Annotated in this window: 22 protein-coding genes; 10 read left to right on the forward strand and 12 right to left on the reverse strand. The window is 63.7% G+C overall.

Annotation, left to right across the window (positions count from 1 at the left end):
- The first annotated feature begins 214 nt into the window (after nucleotides 1-214).
- The 3 genes from LDZ26_RS23980 to LDZ26_RS23990 all read left to right on the forward strand — a co-directional run bounded on the left by LDZ26_RS23980 (nucleotide 215) and on the right by LDZ26_RS23990 (nucleotide 4,438).
- Nucleotides 215-631, forward strand: a complete 417-nt coding sequence (locus tag LDZ26_RS23980; protein ID WP_244851161.1) for a MarR family winged helix-turn-helix transcriptional regulator — start codon at nucleotides 215-217, stop codon at nucleotides 629-631.
- A gap of 155 nt (nucleotides 632-786) precedes the next feature.
- Complete coding sequence (locus tag LDZ26_RS23985) at nucleotides 787-1,788, forward strand: SDR family oxidoreductase (RefSeq protein ID WP_244851162.1); 1,002 nt, start codon at nucleotides 787-789, stop codon at nucleotides 1,786-1,788.
- Between the two features lie 355 nt (nucleotides 1,789-2,143).
- Complete coding sequence (locus LDZ26_RS23990; RefSeq protein WP_244851163.1) at nucleotides 2,144-4,438, forward strand: multicopper oxidase family protein; 2,295 nt, start codon at nucleotides 2,144-2,146, stop codon at nucleotides 4,436-4,438.
- A gap of 28 nt (nucleotides 4,439-4,466) precedes the next feature.
- On the opposite strand, the gene LDZ26_RS23995 is transcribed toward LDZ26_RS23990, so the two are convergent.
- The 7 genes from LDZ26_RS23995 to LDZ26_RS24025 all read right to left on the reverse strand — a co-directional run bounded on the left by LDZ26_RS23995 (nucleotide 4,467) and on the right by LDZ26_RS24025 (nucleotide 12,233).
- The gene (locus LDZ26_RS23995; RefSeq protein ID WP_244851164.1) at nucleotides 4,467-5,426 is read right to left on the reverse strand and encodes an ABC transporter permease; all 960 of its coding nucleotides are present in this window, start codon (nucleotides 5,424-5,426) and stop codon (nucleotides 4,467-4,469) included.
- Nucleotides 5,426-6,433, reverse strand: coding sequence for an ABC transporter permease (locus LDZ26_RS24000; RefSeq protein ID WP_244851165.1), 1,008 nt, complete (start codon nucleotides 6,431-6,433; stop codon nucleotides 5,426-5,428). The genes LDZ26_RS23995 and LDZ26_RS24000 overlap by 1 nt, the downstream gene beginning before the upstream one ends.
- Nucleotides 6,430-7,974 (reverse strand): sugar ABC transporter ATP-binding protein, encoded by a 1,545-nt coding sequence (locus LDZ26_RS24005; protein WP_244851166.1) that lies wholly within the window; start codon nucleotides 7,972-7,974, stop codon nucleotides 6,430-6,432. The genes LDZ26_RS24000 and LDZ26_RS24005 overlap by 4 nt, the downstream gene beginning before the upstream one ends.
- 10 nt (nucleotides 7,975-7,984) lie before the next feature.
- Nucleotides 7,985-9,004, reverse strand: a complete 1,020-nt coding sequence (locus LDZ26_RS24010) for an ABC transporter substrate-binding protein (RefSeq protein WP_244851167.1) — start codon at nucleotides 9,002-9,004, stop codon at nucleotides 7,985-7,987.
- Between the two features lie 80 nt (nucleotides 9,005-9,084).
- Complete coding sequence (locus tag LDZ26_RS24015; protein WP_244851168.1) at nucleotides 9,085-10,422, reverse strand: amidohydrolase family protein; 1,338 nt, start codon at nucleotides 10,420-10,422, stop codon at nucleotides 9,085-9,087.
- 144 nt (nucleotides 10,423-10,566) lie between these two features.
- A complete protein-coding gene (locus LDZ26_RS24020) occupies nucleotides 10,567-11,352 on the reverse strand; it encodes an alpha/beta fold hydrolase (RefSeq protein WP_244851169.1) in 786 nt (261 codons plus the stop codon).
- A gap of 2 nt (nucleotides 11,353-11,354) precedes the next feature.
- Nucleotides 11,355-12,233 (reverse strand): fumarylacetoacetate hydrolase family protein, encoded by an 879-nt coding sequence (locus LDZ26_RS24025; RefSeq protein ID WP_244851170.1) that lies wholly within the window; start codon nucleotides 12,231-12,233, stop codon nucleotides 11,355-11,357.
- A 125-nt stretch (nucleotides 12,234-12,358) separates the two neighbouring features.
- Here LDZ26_RS24025 and LDZ26_RS24030 point away from each other — a divergent pair, with 125 nt between their 5' ends.
- The 4 genes from LDZ26_RS24030 (at nucleotide 12,359) to LDZ26_RS24045 (ending at nucleotide 16,419) form a co-directional block, all read left to right on the forward strand.
- Nucleotides 12,359-13,111, forward strand: a complete 753-nt coding sequence (locus LDZ26_RS24030) for a FadR/GntR family transcriptional regulator (protein ID WP_244851171.1) — start codon at nucleotides 12,359-12,361, stop codon at nucleotides 13,109-13,111.
- A gap of 397 nt (nucleotides 13,112-13,508) precedes the next feature.
- On the forward strand, nucleotides 13,509-14,612 hold the full coding sequence (locus LDZ26_RS24035; RefSeq protein ID WP_244851172.1) for a sugar ABC transporter substrate-binding protein: 1,104 nt from the start codon (nucleotides 13,509-13,511) through the stop codon (nucleotides 14,610-14,612).
- Nucleotides 14,612-15,622, forward strand: a complete 1,011-nt coding sequence (locus tag LDZ26_RS24040; RefSeq protein WP_244851173.1) for an ABC transporter permease — start codon at nucleotides 14,612-14,614, stop codon at nucleotides 15,620-15,622. The genes LDZ26_RS24035 and LDZ26_RS24040 overlap by 1 nt, the downstream gene beginning before the upstream one ends.
- Nucleotides 15,622-16,419 (forward strand): ATP-binding cassette domain-containing protein, encoded by a 798-nt coding sequence (locus LDZ26_RS24045; protein WP_244851174.1) that lies wholly within the window; start codon nucleotides 15,622-15,624, stop codon nucleotides 16,417-16,419. The genes LDZ26_RS24040 and LDZ26_RS24045 overlap by 1 nt, the downstream gene beginning before the upstream one ends.
- A 124-nt stretch (nucleotides 16,420-16,543) precedes the next feature.
- On the opposite strand, the gene LDZ26_RS24050 is transcribed toward LDZ26_RS24045, so the two are convergent.
- The 4 genes from LDZ26_RS24050 to LDZ26_RS24065 all read right to left on the reverse strand — a co-directional run bounded on the left by LDZ26_RS24050 (nucleotide 16,544) and on the right by LDZ26_RS24065 (nucleotide 20,998).
- A complete protein-coding gene (locus LDZ26_RS24050; protein ID WP_244851175.1) occupies nucleotides 16,544-18,286 on the reverse strand; it encodes a tannase/feruloyl esterase family alpha/beta hydrolase in 1,743 nt (580 codons plus the stop codon).
- Nucleotides 18,287-18,719: 433 nt separating this feature from the next.
- Nucleotides 18,720-19,415, reverse strand: a complete 696-nt coding sequence (locus LDZ26_RS24055) for an H-NS family nucleoid-associated regulatory protein (protein ID WP_244851176.1) — start codon at nucleotides 19,413-19,415, stop codon at nucleotides 18,720-18,722.
- A gap of 125 nt (nucleotides 19,416-19,540) precedes the next feature.
- A complete protein-coding gene (locus LDZ26_RS24060; RefSeq protein ID WP_244851177.1) occupies nucleotides 19,541-19,942 on the reverse strand; it encodes a hypothetical protein in 402 nt (133 codons plus the stop codon).
- Nucleotides 19,943-20,032: 90 nt separating this feature from the next.
- Complete coding sequence (locus LDZ26_RS24065) at nucleotides 20,033-20,998, reverse strand: NAD-dependent epimerase/dehydratase family protein (protein WP_244851178.1); 966 nt, start codon at nucleotides 20,996-20,998, stop codon at nucleotides 20,033-20,035.
- A 93-nt stretch (nucleotides 20,999-21,091) separates the two neighbouring features.
- On the opposite strand from LDZ26_RS24065, the gene LDZ26_RS24070 reads away from it, so the two are divergent.
- The 3 genes from LDZ26_RS24070 (at nucleotide 21,092) to LDZ26_RS24080 (ending at nucleotide 23,314) form a co-directional block, all read left to right on the forward strand.
- Entirely contained in the window at nucleotides 21,092-21,985 is an 894-nt protein-coding gene (locus tag LDZ26_RS24070; protein WP_244851179.1) for a LysR family transcriptional regulator, read from the forward strand.
- A gap of 88 nt (nucleotides 21,986-22,073) precedes the next feature.
- Nucleotides 22,074-22,898 carry an oxaloacetate decarboxylase gene (locus LDZ26_RS24075; protein ID WP_244851180.1) on the forward strand — a complete coding sequence of 275 codons (825 nt, stop codon included), beginning with the start codon at nucleotides 22,074-22,076 and terminating at the stop codon, nucleotides 22,896-22,898.
- A 17-nt stretch (nucleotides 22,899-22,915) separates the two neighbouring features.
- Nucleotides 22,916-23,314: a RidA family protein gene (locus LDZ26_RS24080; protein ID WP_244851181.1), complete on the forward strand. Its 399-nt coding sequence runs from the start codon at nucleotides 22,916-22,918 to the stop codon at nucleotides 23,312-23,314.
- A 16-nt stretch (nucleotides 23,315-23,330) separates the two neighbouring features.
- Here LDZ26_RS24080 and LDZ26_RS24085 read toward each other — a convergent pair whose 3' ends face one another.
- On the reverse strand, nucleotides 23,331-24,458 hold the full coding sequence (locus tag LDZ26_RS24085; protein WP_244851182.1) for a YbdK family carboxylate-amine ligase: 1,128 nt from the start codon (nucleotides 24,456-24,458) through the stop codon (nucleotides 23,331-23,333).
- Nucleotides 24,459-24,655: the final 197 nt, after the last annotated feature.

Below are 24,655 nucleotides of genomic sequence, written 5' to 3' on the forward strand. Positions count from 1 at the left end.
GCGCCGTCGATCCGGGTTGCGCCAACGGTGGCATCGAAGGCCGATTTATATCACGCTGTGCTTTTTTCCCGCCAATTGCAAAATGTTCCGGAGCGCCGCTGCGCGGGACTTCAAGCAGTCAGCAGCGCCGAATGCATCTGCTACCATGAACGGCGCGTCCAGCCCGAACGCAATGCATTTACCGACCCACTGAACAGAAGATCCGTGCGCAGAAATGAAGCAACCGAATAACCGCGGGACCAAGGGCCTGCCGAGCAAGACGGATCTCGAATCGCTTTCGAATTTCCGTTATCAACTGCGGAAGTTCCTTCGCTATTCCGAAGAAATCACTCACGCGGCCGGCATCACGCCTCTGCAGTATCAATTGCTGTTGCATGTGCGCGGCATGCCGGGACGAACGTGGGCGAGTGTCGGTGAACTGGCGGAACGCCTTCAGGCAGCGCCCAACGGCACGGCTGCGCTGGTGAGCCGGTGCGAGCGTGCGGGGCTCGTCGTTCGAAAGCCGGGAGAAAGCGATCGGCGTCAGGTGGAAGTGCACCTCACGGCCAAGGGCGAGCGATGCTTGTTGAAGCTCGCTGCAATGCACCTCACCGAAATGCAAACGTTCGGCTGGCTGGCAGGCAGCGTGTGATGTTTTCATAGGGTCGTTAGCGCGTCAGCCGTTCACCGCACGACGAAACAGCATCGTGTGACCTATTGGCACGGCTGCTGCTCCAATGCGTTCGACTGTCGTTCTCTCAACCGTTGTTCCTGACATCGCCCTAAGCGTCGATGAGGAGGCACCGAATGCCAAAGGTAGTCGTAATCACGGGTGCGGGTGCCGGCGTAGGTCGCGCGACTGTAGATGAATTCGCGCGGCAGGGCTACGACGTCGCCCTTCTCTCACGCGACGCTGAGCGGCTGGAGCGGGCGGCGTCGCAAGTCCGCGAGACCTATGGCGTGCGCGCGCTACCCATTCCGACGGATGTCGCGGATGCCAGAGCCGTTGACCGTGCTGCATCGCATGTCGAAGAGACACTGGGACCCATCGACGTCTGGGTGAACGTTGCAATGGCGACCGCATTCGCGCCGGTCTCCGAACTCACGGCAGAAGAAATCGAGCGCGGCACGAAGGTCACCTATCTCGGACAGGTCCACGGCATGATGGCCGCGCTCGCACGCATGCGCACGCGCAACCGCGGCACCATCGTGAATGTCGGCTCGGCGCTGGGCTACCGCTCGGTGCCGTTGCAATCCGTGTATTGCGGCGCGAAGTTCGCCATTCGCGGCTTCACGGACGCGCTTCGCTCCGAGATCATCCATGACCGGCTGAAGATCCATCTGACCATGGTCGCGCTACCCGCTCTGAACACGCCTCAGTTCGACTGGGCCCTCAACAAGATGGGCAAACGCGCGCGACCCGTCGCGCCGATCTTCGAACCGGAGGTCGCAGCGCGCGCCATCTACTTTGCCGCGACTCACCATCGGCGGGAGGTCTGGGTGGGCTTTTCGAGCGTCAAGGCGATCGTGGCGAACCGCATCGCGCCGAATCTCATCGACCGCTATCTGGCGCGCAGCGGTTATAGCGGGCAGCTTACCGACGAACCGCTCCCGCATGACGCGCCGAGCAATCTGTTCGATCCCGTTCCTGGCGATTACGGCGCCCATGGGCGCTTCGGCGACGAAGCGCGGCAACGCAGCGTCGAAATGTTCACCGATCGTCACCGCGCGCTGTTCTGGGGACTGGCGGGCATCGGCACAATGGGTTTGTTCGGACTTCTATCTAAAAGAAGGAGCGGACAGCGGTGAGCTGCCCCATCGAAGACTATGCGCTGCTGGGCGACGGCCAGACTATGCTGGCCACGCTTCGGCGACGATGCCTGCTTCGCCCCGCTGCTCGGCACGAGCCGACAATCGCGACGCACCATTCTGATGCGTTTTCCACCGCGAGCATTCCTTCGACGATTCCCCGCCGCGCCGCCACGCACTCTTAGCCATCCGTAATTCAGCTAACGAATAGGCCTCCGGTCCAACTTACCGATTCGGCGCGCGGCCTTTGTGGGGAACCACACACATGCAAAACGATTAGGGATACGACGGTTTTTCCAATGCCCTAATGTCTCCTTGCGGCGACCCGACGCCGTCCGTGGACAGAGGAGCACACATGAAAACGTCGCTGAAAGAAATCGGCGCTGCAATGCGCGCCTTGCTTCTGGCGCTGATCGTGGTTCCTGCGCTATCGCATGCGCAGAGCAATCTGAACGCGCGTTCCTTCACCGATGTAGACGACACCGCCGATGCGACCGCCGGCAATTCGGCCGTAACGACCGCGGGAAGTCTCGCCTCGCTGTTGCAGCGGCTGCAATGCGCCTCCGGATTGAATCCGTCAGGCAACTCAGCGACCGTCTCCCTCACCGCGAAGATGACGTCGTATCGAATCTACAACCCCTCGACGAACGCGTTCGATACCGTCAACATGCGTTCGTACAACGGCTGTCCATCGGGACCGACCATCAGCATCAAGCCGGGCGCCACGCTCAAGCTGAACTTTACGAACAATCTTCCGCTGAATCCGAACGACGCGACCTGTCCCAGCCAGCCCGATCACGTCACGCCGCATTGCTTCAACAACACGAACATCCATACGCACGGGCTGCATGTATCGCCGTCCGGTAATGCCGACAATGTGCTGATTACGGTGCCGCCCAGCGGCGGAAAATCCACGAGCGACAGCACGCATCACTACGTCTTCGAGATTCCGTCGAACCATCCGTCGGGCACCTTCTGGTATCACTCGCATCTGCACGGGTCCACCGCCATCGACGTGGCGAGCGGCATGGCGGGCGTGCTCATCGTGCGCGGCTCGCGTCAGGCGCGCGCGGGCGTCGCGAACGGCAGCGCGGACATCGATACGATCCTCAAGCGCAGGACATTCGGATTGCCGCTCACCGAGCATGTGATGCTGTTCCAGCAGATCGAATACGCGTGCTTCAGCGACGCGACTTCCACCGTGCCGCTGCTCGACCCGACCACGGGCGAATGGATCTGCCCCTCCGGCAAAGTAGGCGAGATTCGGGGGTATAACAATCAGTTAGGGTTCGTTCCCGATACGCGGACGGGCGCGCCGGCAGGCGCGGTGAAATCATCGTGGATCATCTCGGGCCGTTATACGCAGATCAACGGCGTGGTGCAGCCCATCTTCCCGAGTGCAGTGGGCTTCGTGCCGGCCGGCGACATCCGGCGCCTGCGCATGGTGCATGGCGGCAACCGCGACACCATCAACGTGAAGATCGTGCGGGCGAATCTGTCGGCGCTCGGCCTTGCCGATTCGCAATCGCTCAGTACCGCGCAGGTGAACACGGCGACCAACGCCGCGACGTCCGCATTGGCGAACGACCGCACGAAGTCTTCGCAAGTCGTGACGCTCGACGCGCTGTGCAGCGGCGAGACGGTGAAGCAACTGGAGTTCGCCGAAGACGGCATCACCATGCAGACGATGGTGGAGAAAGACGTCAACGCGATGAACCCCGGTTATCGAAGCGACGTGCTGGTGGCGTTCCCGTCGCCTGGCTTGTACTGCATCCTCGACGAAGCGGCGTCGGCTTCGGCCACCATCAACTTCCGACGCGGCGCGAGCAAGGTCAAGGACCGCCGGCTGTTGTCGTTCGCGCGCGTCGGCCCCGGCGTGAACATTCCCAATACCACCGTGGGCAGCCATTCGAAGTACTGGCAGTTCATTCGCGATCAACTGGTGGCCGCCAATCCCACGCTCGCGCAACCCGCGAAGTCCGATCTCCAGTCGCTCAACCTGCGCGCTTTCGCGCCGACCGTGCCCGTCGACGGTCCCATCAAGCAGACGGTCAATCAGCAATTCCAGATCAACCTGCCCACAGGGCCGAACCAGCCGCTGACTTTCCAGATCGAAGGCGCGTCGTATGATCCGTCCGTCATCCGCGTGACCGGCACGCTGGGCACGGTGGATCAGTGGAACGTGTCCGCCTCGACCTTCGCGACGCACGTGTTTCATATCCACACGAACCCGTTCAAGATCATGGACATCAAGAATGCGGCGAACCATTCCGTCTTCGACGGTTCCGGCAATTGCACGCAGGAGGAACTGGCAACCGGCGACACGGAATACTGCAACCTGCAAGGCGTGATACGCGACACGCTCTTCATCAAAGCGGGCTACACGCTGCAAATGCGCACGGCCTACGAGGACTTCACCGGCGAATTCGTGATGCACTGCCATATACTCGATCACGAAGACCGCGGCATGATGGAGAACGTGGCCGTGGTATCGCCGACGACTGCATGGCTGCAGCGCCTGACGTCACCGGTCACGGCGATGAAGGCGAGCACGAGCCGATGGCTCGCCCGCCTGCGCGGCGAAGACGAGACCAAGCTGGCTCTTGCCGCATCGTTATGTTCTGCTAAGGACTTCGGGAGAGGTCAGTAGCGGCGTGCAAATGGCCTGCAAATGGCGTTCAAGCCTGCGCGCGACGTAGCATGCCCTTGAACGACCACTTGTTCAGCGCGAGAAACACGAGCAGCGTCGCGCCGAAGATGCATTGCCGCCCTGCTTCGCCGATCTGCAGCGCGGTCAAGAGACTCGTCAGCGCGGTGAGCAGCAGCGCGGCCATCGCCACCGCGATGTAGTCGCCGCGTCCGCCTGCGAGCGACACGCCGCCGATCACCGCGACGACCACGCTCGGCAGCACATACGTGGTGCCGAGCCCGAGAAACGCCTGACCGACATAGCCGACCAGCAGCACGCCCGTCAGCGCGGCGATGACGCCGCTCGCCGTATAGACCGCGATGCGAATGGCGCGCACGCGCGTCCCCGCTATCGCCGCCGCCGTCGGGTTCGCGCCGCTCGCGAGCAGCCGTCGCCCCCACGCGGAATGATCGAGAAAGCGCCACACGAGCGCGCCGGCCACGAGCCAGATCACCGCCACGGTCGGCACGCCCGCGAGCGTTCGGCCGGCGAGCGCGGCGAGCGCCGGGCTCGCCGCCGTGTTCACGTGCATCACCGATGACCACACGATCAGGCCGCCATCCACGAGACTCGCCATTGCGAGCGTCATGACGAGCGGCGGTATCCGCAAGAGCGTGATGCCGACGCCGTTCACCGCGCCCACCAGCGCGCCGCTCGCGGCAGCAGCGGCGAAGGCCGCGCCCAGACCCGGCGACGCGGGCCCGAGCAGCGCAGCGCCGAGAATGCCGCCGAGCGTGGCCGCCGCGCCGACCGACAGGTCCAGCCCCTGTTCGCCCGCGATCATCACGAGCGATTGCGCGATGCCGAATAGACCGAGAAACGTCGCGATCTTCAATTGATTGGCGACTTGCCCCGGACTCGCGAAACCCGGCACGGCGAACTGCCCGCCGACGAGCACGATGATCGCGAGCACGAGAAGAAAGAGTCGGCGCGATTGCGTATTCATCATCAAGCTCTCCTTTTCGCGCCGACGAACGTGAAGCCGAGCGCAATCACGATCACCGCGCCCTTGAACACTTCCTGATAGTTGCTCGGAATGCCCGCGAAGTAGACGACGTTGCCGATCAGCGCGAGCACGAGCGAGCCGCAGATTGCGCCGAGCATGGAGCCGCGCCCGCCCGCGAGCGAGATGCCGCCGATGACCACGGCGGCCACCGAGTTCAGCGTGTACGGCAGGCCGAGGCGCGCATCGCCGGATGCGGTCTGCGCCGACAGGCACACCGCCGCCGCGAACACGAAGAGCCACGCGAGCATATAGCCGAGCAGTTTGACGAGCCGCACGTCGACGCCGACCTTGAACATGGCGTCGGCGTTGCTGCCAGTTGCGATCAGCCGCCGCCCGAAGCGGTGCCGTTGCAGCACGGCCCAGATCACGACAGCCGCGAGCACGGGCAGCGCCGCGAGCGGCACCACGCCGATGCGCGCCGCGAACCATTCGCCGAGCGCGTCGGGAACGGTGCCGCCCGGCTGCGGCATCAAGAGCAGCGCGCAGCCGAACCACACCGCGCCTGTCGCGAACGTGGCGATGAGCGCGCTCTGCCTCGCATAGCCGACGAGAAAGCCGTTGCACGCACCGGCCGCGAGCGCGGCGACCAATGCAGCGAGACACGTCGCGCCCGTGCCCCAGCCCATGAGACCGGGCGCGGCGGCGAGCACGCAATTGACGAGCGAAATGCCCGCGCCCACCGACAGATCCAGCTCGCCCATCAACACGACGACCGCCTGCGCCATGCAGACGAGAATCACCGGCGCGGCGTTCTGCATGTTGCTCGCGAGCGAATCGAGCGTCAGAAAGTCGGGCTGAAGCCACGCGTTGCACACGGTCACGGCGAGCAGCATGACGAGCGCCGGCAATGCGCTCGCGGTGCGCGCAAGCGTCGCTTTCAACGCAGTGCCGGTGCTTTTCATCGGCACGGCTTTCGTGCCGGGAAGCCCTTCGCTCAAGTGCGCTTTCATGCCGCGCTCCTTCCGAAGAGCGCGCTGGTCACGCGCGATCCGTTCATCTCTTCTCCTTCCAGCAGCGCGACGATCCGCCCTTCGTACATCACGACGAGCCGGTCGCACACTGCGAGCAATTCTTCGGTGTCCGAAGCATAAACGAGCACAGCGGTTCCTGCCGCAGCGAGCGCGCCGATCGCTTCGTAAATGTCCTTGCGGGCGATGACATCCACGCCCTTGGTGGGATCGCTGAGAAGCAGCACATCGACCTGACGGTTCAGCCAGCGGCCGATGACCACCTTCTGCTGATTCCCGCCCGACAGATCGCGCACCGGCTGCCGCGCGTCGGATGTCTTGATGCGCAGGCGCTTCACTACATCGTCGACGAAGCGGCGAATCGGCGCGCGATGCAGCCGCCACGGGCTCTGCGCGAAGTTCACGCCGACCTGCGCAAGGTTGAATTCGACCGAATGATCGAGCCACAAGCCCTGACGATGCCGGTCGTTCGGCACGAGGCAGACGCCCGCCGCGATCATCTGGCGCGGCGAGCGCGGTTCGACCGTCTTCGCGCCGTGCGGTCCAGCGAGCGTCACCGTGCCGCCATCCGGCACGCGGAAACCGGCGAGCGCGTCGAGCAGTTCTTCCTGGCCGTGGCCCTGCAATCCCGCGATGCCGAGAATCTCGCCACGCTTCAACTCCAGATCGACGCCGCGCAGCCGCGCGCCCGCTCGCAGGCCGCGCACCGTCATCGCGACCGATGCGCCGTTGCGCGACACGCGGTCCGTTTGCGCCGTTTCGCGCGCGCCATCGTGCAGATGCGCGGCGGCCGCGCCGCCCGCCACGCCGCCCATCAGTTCGAGCACGCGCGGCTCATCCAGATGGCCGCGCACCGGCAACTCGCCGACCGCGCGGCCGTTGCACAGCACCATCACGCGATCGCACAGCGACTCGATCTCCGCCATGCGATGCGAGATGAAGACGACCGCCGTGCCGCGCGCCGTCAGGCCGCGCACGGCGCGCATCAGGCTTTCGACTTCGGCTGCGGCGAGCGCAGCGGTCGGTTCGTCGAGAATCAGCACGCGCGGCGCGAGCGCGAGTGCCCGCGCGATCTCGACCAGTTGCTGATCTGCGGCGGTCAGGCTGCCCGCAGCGGCATCGACGTTCCAGCCCGGCCGCAGGCTTTCGAGCAATTGCAGCGCGCGCTCGCGAGTGCGCGGCTGATTCAGAAAGCGCGCCGCGCGGCACAGCTCCGCGCCGAGGAACACGTTCTCCCAGGCCGGCAAGTCGGGTGCGAGCCCCGGATGCTGATGCGCGATGGCGATGCCCGCCGCCCGCGCTGCCTTCGGCGACCCGATGGCGAGCGGCACGCCGTCGAGTTCGATGGAACCGTGGTCCGGCATCCTGTCGCCCGCGAGAATGCTGGAAAGCGTCGATTTCCCCGAGCCATTCGCGCCGAGCAAGCCGAGCACTTCGCCGGCTTCGAGGGTGAGGCTCGCGTCGTCGAGTGCCAGTACGCCGCCGTAGCGTTTCGTGAGTCCCTTCGCGATCAAGAGAGACATGGTGCCGCCGTCACTGCGCGAAGAGCGCGTCGAGCTCGGCTTCTGTGAGCCATTGCCCGAGGAAGTAGCTGTCCGGCTTGCCGTCCATCGAGGCGAGCGTGGCGTCGAGCGTCTCGCTCGTCACCGTCTTCGTGATGGGGAAATAGTACGTGTTGTCCGGCAGCGCTTTGAGCTTGCGTCCCTGCGCGAGCCGCACCGCGATGCCGAGCGCCGTGCGGCTGATATCGGGCGGATTCACTTGCACGAAGACCTTCATTGGATTGCCCGCGTCGCGCTGCTTCTTCCATTCGGTGAGAAAGCCCTTCTGCGCCTCGCCGGTCATGATCGCCACGCGGCGGTTCGCGTTCTCGAAGGCGCGCAGCACGCCGAGCGCCATCGCGTCTTCGGTGAACACGGCGTCGATCTTCGGCTGCGCGGCGATGACCGTCGCCATCACGGACTGCGCCTTCGCCTCGTCCCATTCGCCGTAGCCGGACCACACGACCTTGATGCCGGGATACTTCGCGAACGTATCGAGCGCGGCCTTCTTGCGCGCTTCGGCCGCCGGGTGCCCGGGAATGCCGTCGAGCACCACGACGTTGCCCGTGCCGTGCAATTGCTCCGCGATCCACTCGGCGTAGCGCTGGCCCCACTTGTAATGATCGACCGTCACGTTGGTCGCATAGCGATTCGACACGGCCTGATCGAACGAGACGACCGGAATCTTGCTGCGCTCCGCTTCGTTGATGACGCCGTTGAGCGCGGTCGCGGAATTCGCATCGACCATGATCGCGCCGACTTTCTGGCGGATCATGTTGCGCATGTCCTGAATCTGCTGGCCGGTGTTCGCGCCCGACTGCTGGATGACCAGCTTGTCGGCCATGCCCTTCGCCTTATAGGTCTCGAATTGCTGGTTCGCGCCGTCGATCATCTGGTTGCGCCATTCGGTGCCGAAGTAGCCGTTGGACAGCCCGATGGTCGGCGCGGCGGCGAACGCGGATGCGCACGCGAGGCCGGTCGCCAGCGCGGCGAGCAAAGTGCGCGGTTTCATGTGGTCGTCTCCTGATTTTTCGTAAGCGAAGGCGCCGGCCGCAAGGAACGGCCGGCGCCACGCACCGCGTCTGCAAGCGTTCAATGCACCGGCGCGGGCGCCGCTTGCTCGACGCCTGCATCGGCCGGCAGCGGCGTGCCGATATGCAGTTCCCCGCGCGGCGGCAGGGAGTCATGCGTCGTCTTGAAGATGTCGCCGTCTTTCATCACGAGCGTGATCTTCTTCGGGTCCTGCAAGATGGTCAGGTCCGCGAGCGGATTGCCGTCCACGAGGATGATGTCGGCGAGATAGCCCTCGCGAATCTGGCCCAGCTCGTCGGGCATCATCATCAGTTCGCCGCCGTAGCGCGTCGCCGAAACGAGCACTTCGATCGGCGTCATGCCGATGTAATCGACGAAGTACTGAAGGTCGCGCGCGTTGGTGCCGTGCGGCATCCACGCGAAGCCGTAATCGCCGCCCGGCAGAACGCGAATGCCGCGCTTGTGCATCTTGCGCAGCGTTTCAGCGGCGGTTTCCAGCTCGCGCTTGTAGCCCATCTTCGTCGCCATTTCCTCCGTGATGCCCCACTTCTCCGCGTGATGCAGCGTGCTGATGAGCCAGCCGATGCCCGGCGCGACGAAGTGCTTCTCCTTGTTGGCTTCGAGCATGTCGAGCGCTTCCTCGTCGGCGAAGCTCGCGTGGAAGATCAGTTCGAGTCCGTGCCGCACGCATTGCTTGACCGATTCGCTGGAGCGCGCATGCGCCGCCACGCGCTTGCCGGCGCGCTTGGCTTCGGCCGCGAGCATGGCGATTTCTTCTTCCGAGAACGGCGACGATTCCGCCGAAATGCCCGCGATGTACTCACCCGACAGATTGATCTTCAGGTGATCGACGCCATACTTGACGAACATGCGCGTGGTCGCGCGCATCTCTTCCGGGCCGCTCACGACCGCGCCGAAGTTCAGCTCCTTGAACGGCATGTGCGGCAGCGTGTTATCGGCGAGGCCGCCGAGAATCGTGATTTCCTGACTGCCCGCGAGATAGCGCGGCCCCGGAAACTCGCCGGCATTCACGGCATTGCGCAGCACGACATCGAGCCGCGGCTTTGCGGCGGCCGCGCCGAGCGCGGACGTCCAGCCCATTTCGAGGTAGCGCTTCGCCACGCGCACGCACCAGAGCATGTGCTCTTCGGGCGGCATGAACTGGATCGCGGATAGCGAAGGCTGGTCGTTCCACGAGAAATGCGTGTGCGCCTCGGTCATGCCGGGCATCAGGAACGCGCCGCGGCCGTCGATGCGCCGCGCGTCGGGCGCGCTGATCGGCGCTTCCTCGCGCGCCACGCGCACGATGCGGCGGCCATCGACGAGCACCTGGCCCTTGAACGGCTGCGCGCCGCTGCCATCGAAAATGGATACGTTGTCGAACAGGATCGAACTCATGTCTGTCTCCTCCACGCGGACCCGCCGCATTCGCGCGCGGGCCGCCGGTTGATTACGGTCTGACCTGATTGGTGTTCTTCCGGCGCCGGTCGTTGCCGTCTCTGCGGCGTTCAATGACGTGGCGTGCCGGCCTCGTTCAGTTCCTCACTGCGCCGCCTCGTAGAAGCGCTTGAGTTCCGCCGTCGATTCGGCGGGCTTCTCGAACGTCGTCCAGTGGCCGCAGCCGTTCAGCACGACGACCTTCGCGCCTTTGATGCGCTCGGCCATCGCCTTCACGGCATCCGGCTTGCCGACGCCGTCCTGATCGCCGGTGACGAGCAGCGTCGGCACTTCGATGCGCTCGATCTCGGCGGCCTGCGCGCCCGCGAGCGCCTCGCAGCTTTGCGCGTAGCCTTCGGGCGACTGCCGCATCACGCTTTCGCGCACGAGCGCGAGCGTCACCGGCCGCTGCGATTTCGTCTCGTCGCTGGTCGCGCCCTTCACGATGGCATCGGCAATCTCCTGCACGCCCGGCACGCCCTTCTCGCGCGCGATTCCGGCGCGCTGGCGCATGCCTTCGCGGCCCGCATCCGGCGGCGCGACGAGCGGCCCGAAGAGCGCGAGGCTCTTCACCAGTTCCGGATGCTTCACGGCCAGATGCTGCGCGACGATGGTGCCCATCGAATGCGCGACGACATCGGCCTTCGTCACTTGCATCTCGCGCAGGACCGAAGCGATCGTGTCCACGTACAGATCGATCGACAGCTTCCCTTCAGGCAACGGCGAACGCGCGCTGCCCGGCAGGTCGATGCGAATGACCTGCTTGCCCTCGAATGCCGGCAGCACCGGCGTCCAGTTGTTCGACGATCCGCCGAGACCGTGGATGCACACGACCGGCGCGCCTTCGCCCTCGGTCTCGATGAATACGCCCTGCACTTCTCTCGTTGCCATGTTCACGCCACCTCGTTTTCAAGAATGCCGATGCCCGGAATCTCCATGCGCACGACGTCGCCGCTTTGCAGGAATTTCGGAGGATTGAAGCCGATGCCCACGCCCGCGGGCGTGCCCGTCGAGATGACGTCGCCCGGCTGAAGCTCCATGCCGGCCGAAAGCGTTTCGATGATCGTCGGGATATCGAAGATCAGTAGCTTCGAGTTCGATTCCTGACGCAGTTCGCCGTTGATCCAGCAGCGCACGTCGATGTTCTCTGCGTCGATCTCGTCCGCCGTGACGAGAAACGGGCCCATCGGGCAGAAGCCGTCGAGCGACTTGCCGATGAACCATTGGCGATGCAGTTTTTGCAGATCGCGCGCGGTCACGTCGTTGATGATGGTGTAGCCGAAGACGTGGTTCATCGCGTCGGCCTTCTTGATGCCGCGCCCCGCCTTGCCGATCACCACGCCGATCTCCACTTCGTAGTCCATCTGCTGCGTCACGTCGGCGTGGCGCGGAATGCGCTCGCCCGTCGCGATGATCGTCGAGACGGGCTTGGTGAACACGACCGGCGCTTCCGGAATGTGCTCGCCCGCCTGCGCGCTCTTGTCGAAGCCCGACTTGCTGAACTCCTCGGCGTGGTCGTGATAGTTCTTGCCGACACAGAACACGTTGCGGCGCGGCTGGTCGATCGGCGCGAGCACTTGCGCCGACGCGAGCGGCTTGCCTTCGCCACGCGGATGTAGCGTTTCGCGCAGGTCGGTGAACAGTTGAACCAATTGGACCATATCGCCGGAGAAGCCGTCGCAAAGTTCGGAAACCGGCCAGTACTTGCCGCCTTCCGAATCCACGACAGCGACGGTTTTCGCGCCATCTACCCGCAAAGTTGCTAATTTCATGGTGGGCCTTTAATCTAGACTTGTCGGTGAATCTGGAGCCACTCTAGGACCAAAAAAGGACAAAGAGAACTAGGGTTAACCAATCTCCGATACCAATTGGTCTAATAGGACGAGCAGAAAAAGTCATGGGCAGCGTCGACGAAATCAGGCTGACAGTCAGGTCAAAAGGAGCGCGCGAGCTCGCCCACTATCTCGAAGAGGCAATCCGCAGCGGCCGGCTGGGCGTGGGCGTGCGTCTGCCGCCGGAGCGCGAGTTAAGCGAGGAGTTCGGCGCGTCGCGCGGCGCGGTCCGTCGCGTGCTCGCGGATCTCAAAGAGCGCGGGCTCATTCGCCAGGCAGTCGGCAGCGGCACGTTCGTGATGCCGGGCGGGATGTCGACGAGCCCCGTGGCACCGCTAACGCCGCTAACGCCGCTAACACCGTCCGAGCCGCAACCGGAGCCAAAGACCGACGCCGTACAGACGAGTCCCGCCGAACTGATGGAAGCGCGGCTCCTGATCGAACCGCTGATGCCGGGCTTGATCGTGCGCTATGCGACGGTCGCCGACTTCACGCACATGACCGAGTGCATCGAGCGTTCGGAAGCGGCGTCGAACATCGAAGAATTCGAACACTGGGACGGCGAATTGCATCGCGCGTTCGCGGTGGCGACGCATAACAGCTTCTTTCTGCGCGTGCTGGAATTGACGAACGAAGTGCGCGAACAAGGCGAATGGGGACGCCTGAAGCGCAAGTCGCTCACGCCCGAGCGTCGCAGTCAGTACGAAGCGCAGCACCGCGCCATCGTCGATGCGCTTCGGGATCGCGACGCCGAGCTGGCTTGCGAGCTACTGACGGGGCATCTGCTGCAGATTCGCGAGAACCTTTTCGGGCGTTAGAGCAGGCACGTTCCGCCGCCCGCATCGCACACTTTTCGCGGACTCATTCACCGCATGCGTCCGTGCGTGCGTTTCATCGGGAAAGCTCTAATCGAAGCGCCGAAAATACCTGCATATAGTGGCTCTGTTCTTTTTCCCGCCTGTGCGCTGCATAAACCAAACTATGAGACAACCGCGCGATTGCGATTCAGTGCGTCATGCCCGCCGCGATTCCCGTTTCTGAGCGCCAAGACGCGAATAAATAAGCATTGAGCTTTATCGAAACGCATCGAAACAAAATCATCATCGACGTCTTTCCAATGTGAAAGCCGCTCCGAAGTGATGAGCAAGCGATCACCCATTATCTGGACGCAATCGACGACACGTCGACTCGCATCGACCAAGAACGGAGGTGGACATGACGCAGAACCGGGACACGAAAGACGATAACAACGGCATCAGCACCGCAAGGCGCGGCCTGATGCAGGGCGCGGGGCTCGGCGCGGCGCTCTCGCTGCTCGGCGGCGCTGCGGGCGCGGGCGGTCTCATTTCGAGCGCCCAGGCCGCCGAATCCGCATTCCCGCAGCACAAGAAATGGAAGATCGTGTTCGTCAATCACGTCACCACGAATCCGTTCTTCGTGCCGACGCAATACGGCATACAGGACGCATGCTCGCTCTTCGGCATGGACTATCAGTGGACCGGCTCGGCCACGTCCGATGCCGGTGAAATGGTGCGCGCCGTGAACTCCGCGATCGCCGCGAAAGCCGATGCCATCGCCGTGCCGATCGTCGATCCGACTGCATTCGACAAACCGATTCAAGCCGCGCTCGATGCCGGCATTCCGGTGTTCGCCTATAACGCCGACGCGCCGCGCGGCAAGACGAGTCCGCGTCTCGCGTATATTGGGCAGGAACTGTATCTCTCCGGTTATCAGATGGGCGAGCGCATTGCGAGTCTCGTCGATAGCGGCATGGTGGCGCTTTTCATCTCGACGCCGGGTCAGCTGAACATCCAGCCGCGTCTGGACGGCGCGAGCGACGCCATCAAGAAGTCCGGCAAGAAGATCGACATTCAGACCGTGGCGACGGGCGCGACGGTCAACGAGGAACTGTCCAAGATCAAGTCGTTCTATCTGGGACACCAGAACCTCAAGGGCATGTTCGCCGTCGATGCAGGCAGCACGCAAGGCATCGCGCAAGTGATGAAGGAATCGAACCTGCCGTCGAAGGGCGTGCATGGCGGCGGCTTCGACCTGTTGCCGCAGACCGTTCAGCTGATCCACGAAGGCTTCCTCGATTTCACCATCGACCAGCAGCCGTATGTGCAGGGCTTCTATACCGTGGTGGAAGCGTTCACGTTCCTCGCGTCGGGCGGACTCGTCGGACCGGCGAACATCAACACGGGTCTCAAGTTCGTGACCAAGGCGACCGTCGAGCCGTACCTCAATACGTCGACGCGTTATGAAGGCAAGACCACCAAGCCGCAAATCGTTCCGATGAACGGCGCGATCAAGTCCTGATGAATACGCTGAACGAGCCGGGCAAAACACACGGCGCCGCGCCGGTCGCGAGACCGCGCGGCGCGCTCTTCGCCCAATGGGCGCCCGAGTTGCGGATACTGCTCGTCGCGGTGCTGCTCGCCGCATACTTTCAGATCGTCAACCACGACTTCCTGCTCTCCAACGCGAGTCTCGTCAACCTGTCGCAGTTCATCGCGCCGGTGGCGATCATCGCGCTCGGCGAGATCATGTTGATGATCGGCGGCGATATCGATCTGTCGGCGGGCATGGTGTTCGCGTTCGCGCCGTTCATGATGGTCTTCGCCAACGATGCCGGCGCGCCCATGTGGCTCGCCGTGATCGCGGGCCTCGTCGCGGCGGCCATCATCGGCTTCGTGAACGGCGCGGTGACGGTGTATCTGCGCCTGCCCTCCTTCGTCACGACGCTCGGCACGCTGTTCCTCATCAACGGCATCACGCTCACGGTTTCGCGCGGCACGCCGGTCGCGACGCCCGGCTCGCCGGGGTTCGCCGCTGCGATGGGCGCGTGGGGTTACAGCGAGATCATCTGGACGGTCGGGCTCGCGATCATCATGCATGTGCTGTTGCGGCACACGCGCTGGGGCCTGCATACGCAGGCGGCGGGCGCGAACCCGCTCGGCGCAGGCGAGGCCGGCATTCTCGTGAGCCGGCTGCGTCTGGGTAATTTCGTTCTTGCTGCGGTGCTCGCGGGTCTCACGGGCATACTCGAAGGCTTTCGCATCACGTCGATCGATCCGCAAGCGGGCGGCAATCAGATCATGTTTCTCGCGGTCGCGGCAGCGGTGATCGGCGGCACGCCGTTGACGGGCGGCTCGGGCACGATCGTCGGCGGCCTGATCGGCGCGGCGGTGCTCGGCATTCTGAACGACGGCTTCACGCTCATCGGCATCAACGCGTTCACGTTCAACATCATTCTCGGCGCCGCGATTCTCGCCGCAATGATCTTCAACATTCACGTCGGGCGCATTCGCCGCAAGGGAGCACGGTGATGGCTGAAGCGCAAACCGCCGCGCCCGATCTCGCGTTGCGCGGCGACAATCTCGTGAAACGCTTCGGCGCGGTGACCGCGCTCGACGGCGTCTCGCTCACGCTCGGCAAGGGCGAAATTCTCGGCGTGCTCGGCGACAACGGCGCGGGCAAGTCCACGCTCGTCAAGATTCTCACGGGCTTTCATCAGCAGACGAGCGGCACGCTGCAGGTGCACGGTCAGGAAACGCTGATCCGTTCCGTCGATCATGCGCGGTCGCTCGGCATCGAATGCGTGTATCAGGACCTCGCGCTCGCGAATTCGCTCAGCATCTACCACAACATGTTTCTGAACCGCGAGATCGTGCGGCGCGGGCCGCTCAGTCTCATGCGGCTCGTGGATCACAAGCAGATGCGCGAGCGCGCGGCGCAATGTCTCGACGATATCGGCGTGCATGTGCCGTCCGTCGATTTGCCGGTGGAGCGTCTGTCGGGCGGTCAGCGTCAGGCGATTGCCGTGGCGCGCGCCGTCAATTCGAACGCGCGCATTCTGCTGCTCGACGAACCGCTGGCCGCAATGGGCGCGCGCGAAGCGGGGCTCATCATCGACCTCGTGCTGCGGCTGAAGGAGAAAGGCGGGCTGTCGATCATCATGATCATGCACAACTACGCGCAGACGCTCGACATAGCGGATCGCATCATGTTGATGCAGCGCGGCCGCGTCACGTATGAGCAGCGCAGCGCGAATACGTCGGTGGCCGAGCTGATGGATATCGTGCGGCGTGAATATCGCGCGATGCGGGCAGCCACGGCGCATTGAACGCGCTTGGCCGCGCTTGGCCGCGCTTGGCCGAAGCGCGAGCGTTACTCGACTTCCCGCCCCGCCGATAAAACCGATGCCGCGAGCATGATGCAAGCCCGCGGCATCGGCCATCACAATGCCATTACTGCGCCGCGCACGTGAAGCTCGACGCGACGTTCACATCGCCCGAACCGTTATAGCGCGGGAAGGTCGGGTATTCGCAGAGCGGGCGCGTGCGGCCCGGCACGCCCGTCTTGTCCGCGACGATCTGCGCAGGCGGCGTTACGCCCTTCTCGACCCAGTTCTCCAGCGTCGTCAGCGAGTCCCATCCCGCGTTGAAGATGCTGCTGGTCGAGTGCCCGTAGCCGGGAATCTCGTAATAGCGCACGAAATTGCTGACCGTCGACGCGCCCATCGTCTGACGCAAACGCTGGTAATACTGCTCCGTGGCCTGCGTGCTGACGAGTGCATCGGACATGCCGTGCGCCATCAGGATCTTGCCGCCCTTTGCATTGAACGCGGACAGGTCCGTCTTGTTCACGTCCTGCTCGGCCGTCAGCGCACTGATGCGCGCCTGATACGCGCCCGGGTTTTGCGGATCGACCGTGAGCGAGTTGACGCTCGGATCGCGCGCCACGAAGTAGCGAATCCACTGGTCCCAGAAGACGCTGAAGTAAGGCGCGGTGGCAGGCATCGGACTCGCCGGCTGCACCAGATTCAACGCGAGGGCAATGACGGTCGGCTGCACTGTCGATGCATTGACCACGCCCAGGTCCGCGCCCCACACGTTGAAGCCGGGATACTGCGTCTCTCCGCTTGCGAGCGGGTAACTGAACGTGATCGGCGTCGCGTAGACCTTGAGCGCCGCGATCTGCGCATCGGAGAGGCACGTATCGCCCGTGTCCGCGCCGTTCGCGCATCGCAGCGGCGTGCCGTTCACCGTCGCGGTCGCCGGATCGAAGCTCGCATTGCAGGCGGCCATGTTGCTGATGAGGCCGTCCGCTACGCCGTCGAGCGCATCGCAGGCGGACAGCGCGGCATCGAGCAGCACCTTGCGCTTCGCCTGATTCGGATACGCGCCCGGCTGCGCGAGCGCGCGCGTGATGCGGCCGAACTGCAGGTCCAGCGTTGCCGCATTCCATGCCGGATACAGCACGATGGAGCCGTCCCAGTCCTGCGGCCAACGCTGCACGACCGCCAGCGCCTCGCGTCCGCCGGAGGAACCGCCCGCGAAGTACGCGCGCTTGGGCTTGTCCACCGCATAACGCTTGCCGATCAGATAGACCGCTGCATCCCGCGTTTTCTTGAGCGCATCGCCGGAGAAGTTGGCGACGGCTTCGTCGTTGGTGCCGAACGAACCGTCGCGGCTGCCGAGCGCGCCGGCCTGATGGCCCGAATCGCTCCCGAACACCGCATAGCCGCGAGCAAGCGGCGCCGGCTGTGTCGTCGGGCCGGCGGGGACGTTGCCGGTCACGGCGGGTACAGTGCCGTCGTAGCCGCCGCCACCGAACATCATCGCCTTGCTGTTCCACTGCGTCGGCATCGCGACCTGGAAGTTGATCTTCGGTGCCGTCTGATCGACGGGCGCAATCGACCCGCTCACGAGGCAATACTCGGGCGTGGCCGTGACGCCCGTTCCCGAAGCCGGCACGATCGCGGCGGCGGCTACGGTCGCGCCCGTCGTCGGCAAACCGATTGCGCTTGCAGGCACGCTCATTCCCGCGAGTTGCGCACAACTGAGCGCAGCAGTCGGCGGCGTGCCGTTGTTGTTGTCGTCGTTTCCGCCATGACACGCGGCAAGCGCCAGCGCGGCAAACGGCGCAGCCGCTACCGCTGCCTTGTTGACGTATCGGATAGTGCGAGGCCTGCAAAGTGCTTCGGGCATGTCTCCTTCCTCCTGGCAATTGAATCGCTCTCGTGAACGGCTCTCGTGAACGGCGTTCTCGTGCCGCGTCGTGCGGTGCGCTTCTTTGCGTCCGCGTAAGAATCGTTGACGGCGGCGCAATGGAAGTCAAGCGGGGCGTGTACCGACGCGTGGGCTGCCAATCAATTCAAATAAGACTTACTGCCTCGGCGGGAATAGGAGAGAGTTGCGAAGGTAGGCTTTACCTCGCCGATGCGCGGCTCATCGGCTCGCGTTCGCTTTGAATTGCCTTTGCGAGTGGCGGAAGGCCGTATGCGTGCCTTCCTTCGCATGAGTTGGCCGATTGGCCCGATGATTGATTGCTCGCCATCGAAGGCGAGCGATTAGCACGCTTCTTTGCGGTGCTTGAAGAAGCGCCGGAGTCATTGACATGACGAACCGGCGCTTGCATCACTTAACTGGCCTCGGCTGTGTTCGCGCTGCCGTTTTGCGCTGCCTCGGACACCGAAGCGCGCTTGGCGGAAGCCTTCTTTGCAGCCTTCTTCGTCGCCGTTTTCTTTGTCGCGGCCTGGGCTTTCTTTGCGACTTTCTTCGTGGCCGCCTTCTTGGTCGCAGTCTTTTTCTCGGACGCGCCGTTTGCCGCCGTCGCATCGATCAGGAACCTGGTCCTGTCCTTCGCGGACGCGAGCCACGCCGGCGCCTTGCCTCGGCCACTCCATTCCGCGCCCGTCTTCGGATCGCGATACTTAGGCGGCTGCGGACCCCGCACATAATTGCCGCGAGGCTTTGCCGGTTTCGCATCGACGGCAGATGCCGTGCTTGCGTCCGCGTCGATAAGGAACCGGTTACGGTTCTTCGCGTTGGCAATCCAGCCGGGCGCGCGGCCGTGACCGCTCCATGTCGCCCCGCTCTTCGGATCGCGATATTTCGCATTCGACGCGCCGCCTTTCTGCGAACCGGTGCTTGCGCCACGTTTCACGCCACTGCCTTTTCCCGCCCCGTGCGCACGCAGGTCGTCGACAGTCAAACCGTATTCGTCCATCAACGAATGAATTCGGGCGATGGCACCCGCCGACTCTTTCTTCGCTATTGCTTCGGCTTGCGCCTGTAGTTTGGCTATCTTCGTCTGAATGTCTTTGAGCGTTGCCATAGGACTCCCCTTTTCGATTGCAATGCCGAACTATGCCATATGCGTTGCCCGCGAAGCACATTCATCGCGTGACACAATGGCCGACATCGATCGAAGCAAACGCAATTCAAGCGGCCAGAGTCAGACTATCTGGAGAAACGCGCCCAAATTTTACAAATACGGCGAGCTCGATCCTCGAACAGAAACGAAGCGATGAGCGCGAAGATTCCTGAAACCACGCCTGTGAGAATATGTTCGACGTACGGATTGGAGTAGCGACTCGCGTGTGAATAGGCATCGCCTAACGCGGTCAGCAAGCCGACCAGCAATGCATTGCCGTATCGGTTGCCATAGAGTTTCATCGCCGGCGTGAAAGTCAGCAGCACCGCCAGAAGTCCGGTCAAGAGTCCGGTTTTAAATGCGATGATCCAATGCGCGAGACTCATGACGTTGCTCCAGCTACCCGGCATGCAGGTCATGCATGCACTCGTCGGCTGCCAGAAACGCTGCACGAACAATCGGACGCGACGCTTCCACTCGGTTGACATGATCGTTGCCCTCGGCAATCGCGACGCCGGATAACTCACGTTACGACGACGAGCGGCTAAGCGCAATCCCTGTGTGGTTGCGTCTCTCGTTCAAGACTCGACGCAGCGCAGACCCACGAGCGTCGCTTCGATTGCATCGTCGAGCGGCGTATGCGGCTCATGGCCGAGCACTTCGACAAGCCGCGTGTTGATCATGCGCACCGGCGTTCGCCATAAATAGCCCATTTCGCGCATCTCGCGAAAGGTCGCGTTAAAGGGCGATGCGAGCGTGAGCAGCCACCACGGAAAAGCGCCGATCGAAGGCGCTCGCCCCGTTTGTCGCGCGACCACGCGTTGAATGGCCGCAGCGAATTGCGTGCCGTCCTCGTCCCAATGACCGCGCATATGAAAGCGCGCGAACCGATCCAGCGTATCGCGGCGCGCGAGCAATTCGACCATGGTGCGTGCCACGTCCGGCAGATATGACCATGCGTGTCCGACACCCGCCGTCCCCGGATAGACGATTCTTTGGACCGGCTTTCCCGGCTTGACGAGCCCTTGCGAGAACCAGTTGTTGCCCCCTTTCGGCCCAAAGAAATCGCCCGCACGTACGATCAGCGTCTGCACGCCTTCGCGGCTTGCACGTTCCAGCCGCGCTTCCATCTCCACGCGAATCGCTCCTTTCTTCGTGACTGGATTTTGCGGCGCATCTTCGGCGATCGCGGGAAACGCGTCCGGTCCGAAGTTGTACACCGTGCCCGGCAGCACGATGGTCGCGCGCTCGGTCTTCGCTGCCGCAATCGTGTTGTCGAGCATCGGCAGCACGAAATCGGCCCACCGCTTGTAGCCCGGCGGATTCACCGCATGCACGATGACCGTCGCTCCCTTCGCCGCGCGTGTCACGTCCGCGCGATTCATCGCATCGCCATGAATCCATTCGATGCCGTCCGTTTGCTCGCTCGCCGCAACGGAACGCCGCAGTCCGCGCACATGCCAGCCCGCATCGCGCAACTGCCGCGCGACCTCGCCGCCGATGCCGCCGGTTGCGCCAAGCACCAAAGCCGTTTCCCGAGTCATGCCCCGCTCCTTGTTATGTCGATTGGATGATTCTGCGCGAGACACGGCTGCAATAGAATTGCCGAACAACGTAGAGCGGATATACATATTTGCATGGCGGACAACATAGGCTGGGAACTGTATCGCACGCTGTTGGCGGTGCTTCAGGAAGGGTCGCTGTCGGCGGCGGCGCGCGCATTGGGTATCACGCAGCCGACCGCGGGCCGTCACATCGAAGCGCTCGAACGGGCGTTAAACGCGAGCCTTTTCACGCGTTCGCAAACCGGCTTGCAGCCGACCGACCTGGCGCTCAGCCTGCGCGCTCATGCTGAGGCGATGCAGAGCACGGCTCTATCGCTGGAACGCGCGGCGAGCGGGCACGGCAATGGCGGCGACGTGCGAGGCGTAGTGCGCGTATCGGCGAGCGAAGTGGTCGGCGTCGAAGTGCTGCCGCCCATCATCGCGGCGCTGCGGCAACGGCACCCGCATCTCGTCGTGGAACTGGTGCTGTCCAATCGCGTGCAGGACCTGCTGAGGCGCGAAGCCGATATCGCCGTGCGCATGGTGCGGCCGAAGCAGACGCAACTCGTCGCGCGGCGTATCGGCAGCATCGAACTCGGGCTGCATGCGCATCGCGACTACCTCGCGATGCATGGCACGCCCAGGAACGCGGCGGCGCTGTGGAAACACGCGATCATCGGCTACGATCAATGGACGGCCTTCGTCCGCGAGGCGAGCAAGGCATTTCCCGGCTACTCGCGCGGCGCGCTCTCGCTACGCACCGACAGCGATGTCGCGCAATTCGCGCTGATTCGCGCAGGCGCGGGCATCGGCGTGTGTCAGGTGCCGCTCGCCCGCCGCGACGCGGCGCTCGTCCGCGTGCTGCCCAAGCTCGTCGCGCTGCAACTGGAAACGTGGGTGACCACGCATGAGGATCTGCGCGCGTCGCCGCCTTGCCGCGCGACTTTCGATGCGCTCGTGCAGGGGCTTCTGGACTATGTGCGGTAATACAGCCACGCTTCGGGCGCGCGTGAAACGACTGTGCGAAGGCGGGTGAGACAATCAACCATCGAGCGTCAACCATCGGGAGCACATCATGTCACGCAGCGTCGCAGAGAAACGCGCGGCCTTTCGCGCATTGCATGAGTCCGGTTGCTTCATGTTGCCGAACCCTTGGGACGCGGGCAGCGCGCGTTATCTCGCGAGCCTCGGCTTTCAGGCGCTTGCGACCACGAGTTCCGGCTTTGCCTGGTCCACCGGACACGCCGACAATCACGTCACGCGCGATCTCGTCATCGCGCATTTGCGCACGATGGTGGACGCCACCGATCTGCCTGTGAACGCCGACTTCGAAAACGGCTTCGGCGCGACGCCGGCAGAAGTTGCCGCAAGCGTCGAGCTGGCGGTCGCGACCGGCGTGGCAGGCTTGTCGATCGAAGATTCCACCGGCGATGCGTCCGCGCCGCTCTTTCCGCTCGATGTCGCGGTCGCGCGCCTGCAAGCCGCGCGCCGCGCCATCGACGCGAATGGCGGCGACACGCTCTTGATCGGCCGCGCGGAAAACTTCTTTGCCGGAACGCCTGATCTGAGCGACACGCTCGCGCGCCTCACGGCTTATGCGGCGGCGGGTGCGGACTGCCTCTACGCGCCCGGCATTCACACTCGCGAGCAGATCGAGGCCGTGGTCGCCGCCGTCGCGCCCAAGCCGGTCAACGTGCTGATCGGCGGGCCGTCGGCGTTCACGTTGAGCGACCTCGCCGCGCTCGGCGTGCGGCGGGTGAGCGTCGGCGGCGCGCTGGCGCGGGCCGCGTGGGGCGGGTTCATGCGTGCGGCCGCGACGCTTGCCGACGGACGCTTCGACGGCTTCGAAGGCGCGGCATCCGGCGCGCAATTCAACGCGCTGTTCTCAGGCAACGCGTGACTTCGAAGGAGCGTGTGATGGCTCGTGAAATCATTCGCGTGGAACCGCTTTCCAGTTGGCTCGAACGAAGGAAGGCGCCGGTATCGGTCGTCACGCGTCATCGCGACACGGTGTATGTCTCAGGTCTTCCGCCCTTCGATCCCGAGACCGGCGAGGTACTCGATGCGCCTATCGAGCAGCAGACGCAACGCGTGCTCGAGCAATTGAGGCTGTGCGTGGAGACGGCGGGATCGTCGCTCGATGAAGTGTTGAAGTGCAATGTCTACTGCACGTCGGTGGAGATGTTTTCGGTCGTAAACGAAATCTATGCGCGCTTCTTCGGGCGTGAGCCGCCAGCCCGCATCTTCGTGAATGTGCCCGCGTGGCCGGGACGCTTCGACATCGAGATCGACTGCGTGGCGGCGGTGTCACGGTAAGTCAGCAAGAGCCGCATCATTCCGGCGTCTGCGCGCCGCGCCATACGCGGCATTGCTGGCGCACGACTTCATGCAGCGAATCGTGCGCGCCGTAGATGCGGCGCAGCCACATCGCATCGGTCATTCCCTGCGTCACGGTGCGCCTGATCGCGTCGAGCGCTTCGTCAGCGGCGAGAGCATGGGCGTGCGGCGCGATGGCATCGAGCGTGGCGAGAATGTCTTCGCGAATCGGGCGGCGCTGCCCTGTCTCTGGATTCACGCATACGCCGTCCAGTCCGAAGCGGCAGGCCATGAAGCGGTTCGCCCGATAGACTTCGTAGTCGCGCTCGCTAAGGCGCAAAGGCAGATCGGTCAGCAGATAGCGCGCGAGCGACTGAATATAGGCGGCAATGGCCGCAGCCCATTCGACGCGCAGCGGCGTATCCATTACGCGCACTTCGATGGTGCCGTATCCCGGACTCGGACGAATGTCCCAATAGAAGTCTTTCAGGCTTTTGACGAGACCCGTTTGCGTCATGCGATCGAAGTACGCTTCGAACTCACTCCATTTCGTTACGAACGGCGCTTGGCCAGACAACGGAAACGGCGCGACAGAATTGAGCCGGGCGCATTGAAATTGCGTATCGCTGCCCTGCACGAACGGAGAAGACGCGGCGAGCGCAATGAAATGCGGGACGTAACGCGAAAGCGAGTGCAACAGAACGAGCGCCGAATCGGCGTCCGCGCAGCCGACATGCACGTGCTGGCCGAAAATCGTGAACTGCTGATAGAGCGCGCCATAAAGGCTCATCAGATATTCCGAGCGCTCGCGTCCGTCGGAACGCTGGTCGTACCAGTTCTGGAAGAAATTCGTTCCTCCGCCGCACACGCCGACATTGAGAAAGTCGCCTGCCCGAACGAGCGTATCGCGCAGCACCTGCAATTCGCTTTTCGCCTGATCGAAGTTCTTGCAGATGCCCGTCGACAACTCGATCATGCCTTCGGTTGTCTCCGGGTTGATCGCGCCTTCGAAACGCTCTTCTCTCACGCGATTCAGGAGTTCCGTCGTCGCCTTCGTCAGGTTGTAGTCGTGCGTATTGACGACCTGAACTTCCAGTTCGACTCCGATCGTGAACGGCTCTGACGACGCAAATGGCTGGAGCATGGAGTGTCCTGTTTCGCGGGAGACGAGACGAAGCGGCCAGTTCATTCTACGCGACGAGCGGGGCTTGACGGTCAGCCCTTCGGCTCGAAGTCGAACGATCGATCGTAATGCGCACAGAGTAGCGAGAAGAATGGCGTTGCGATGCCAGCCTCGTTGTCCGAGACACCGTCTGTCCTATTCAGCAGGCATATTCACTA

This window comes from Caballeronia sp. SL2Y3, assembly GCF_022879575.1.
Lineage (GTDB): Bacteria > Pseudomonadota > Gammaproteobacteria > Burkholderiales > Burkholderiaceae > Caballeronia.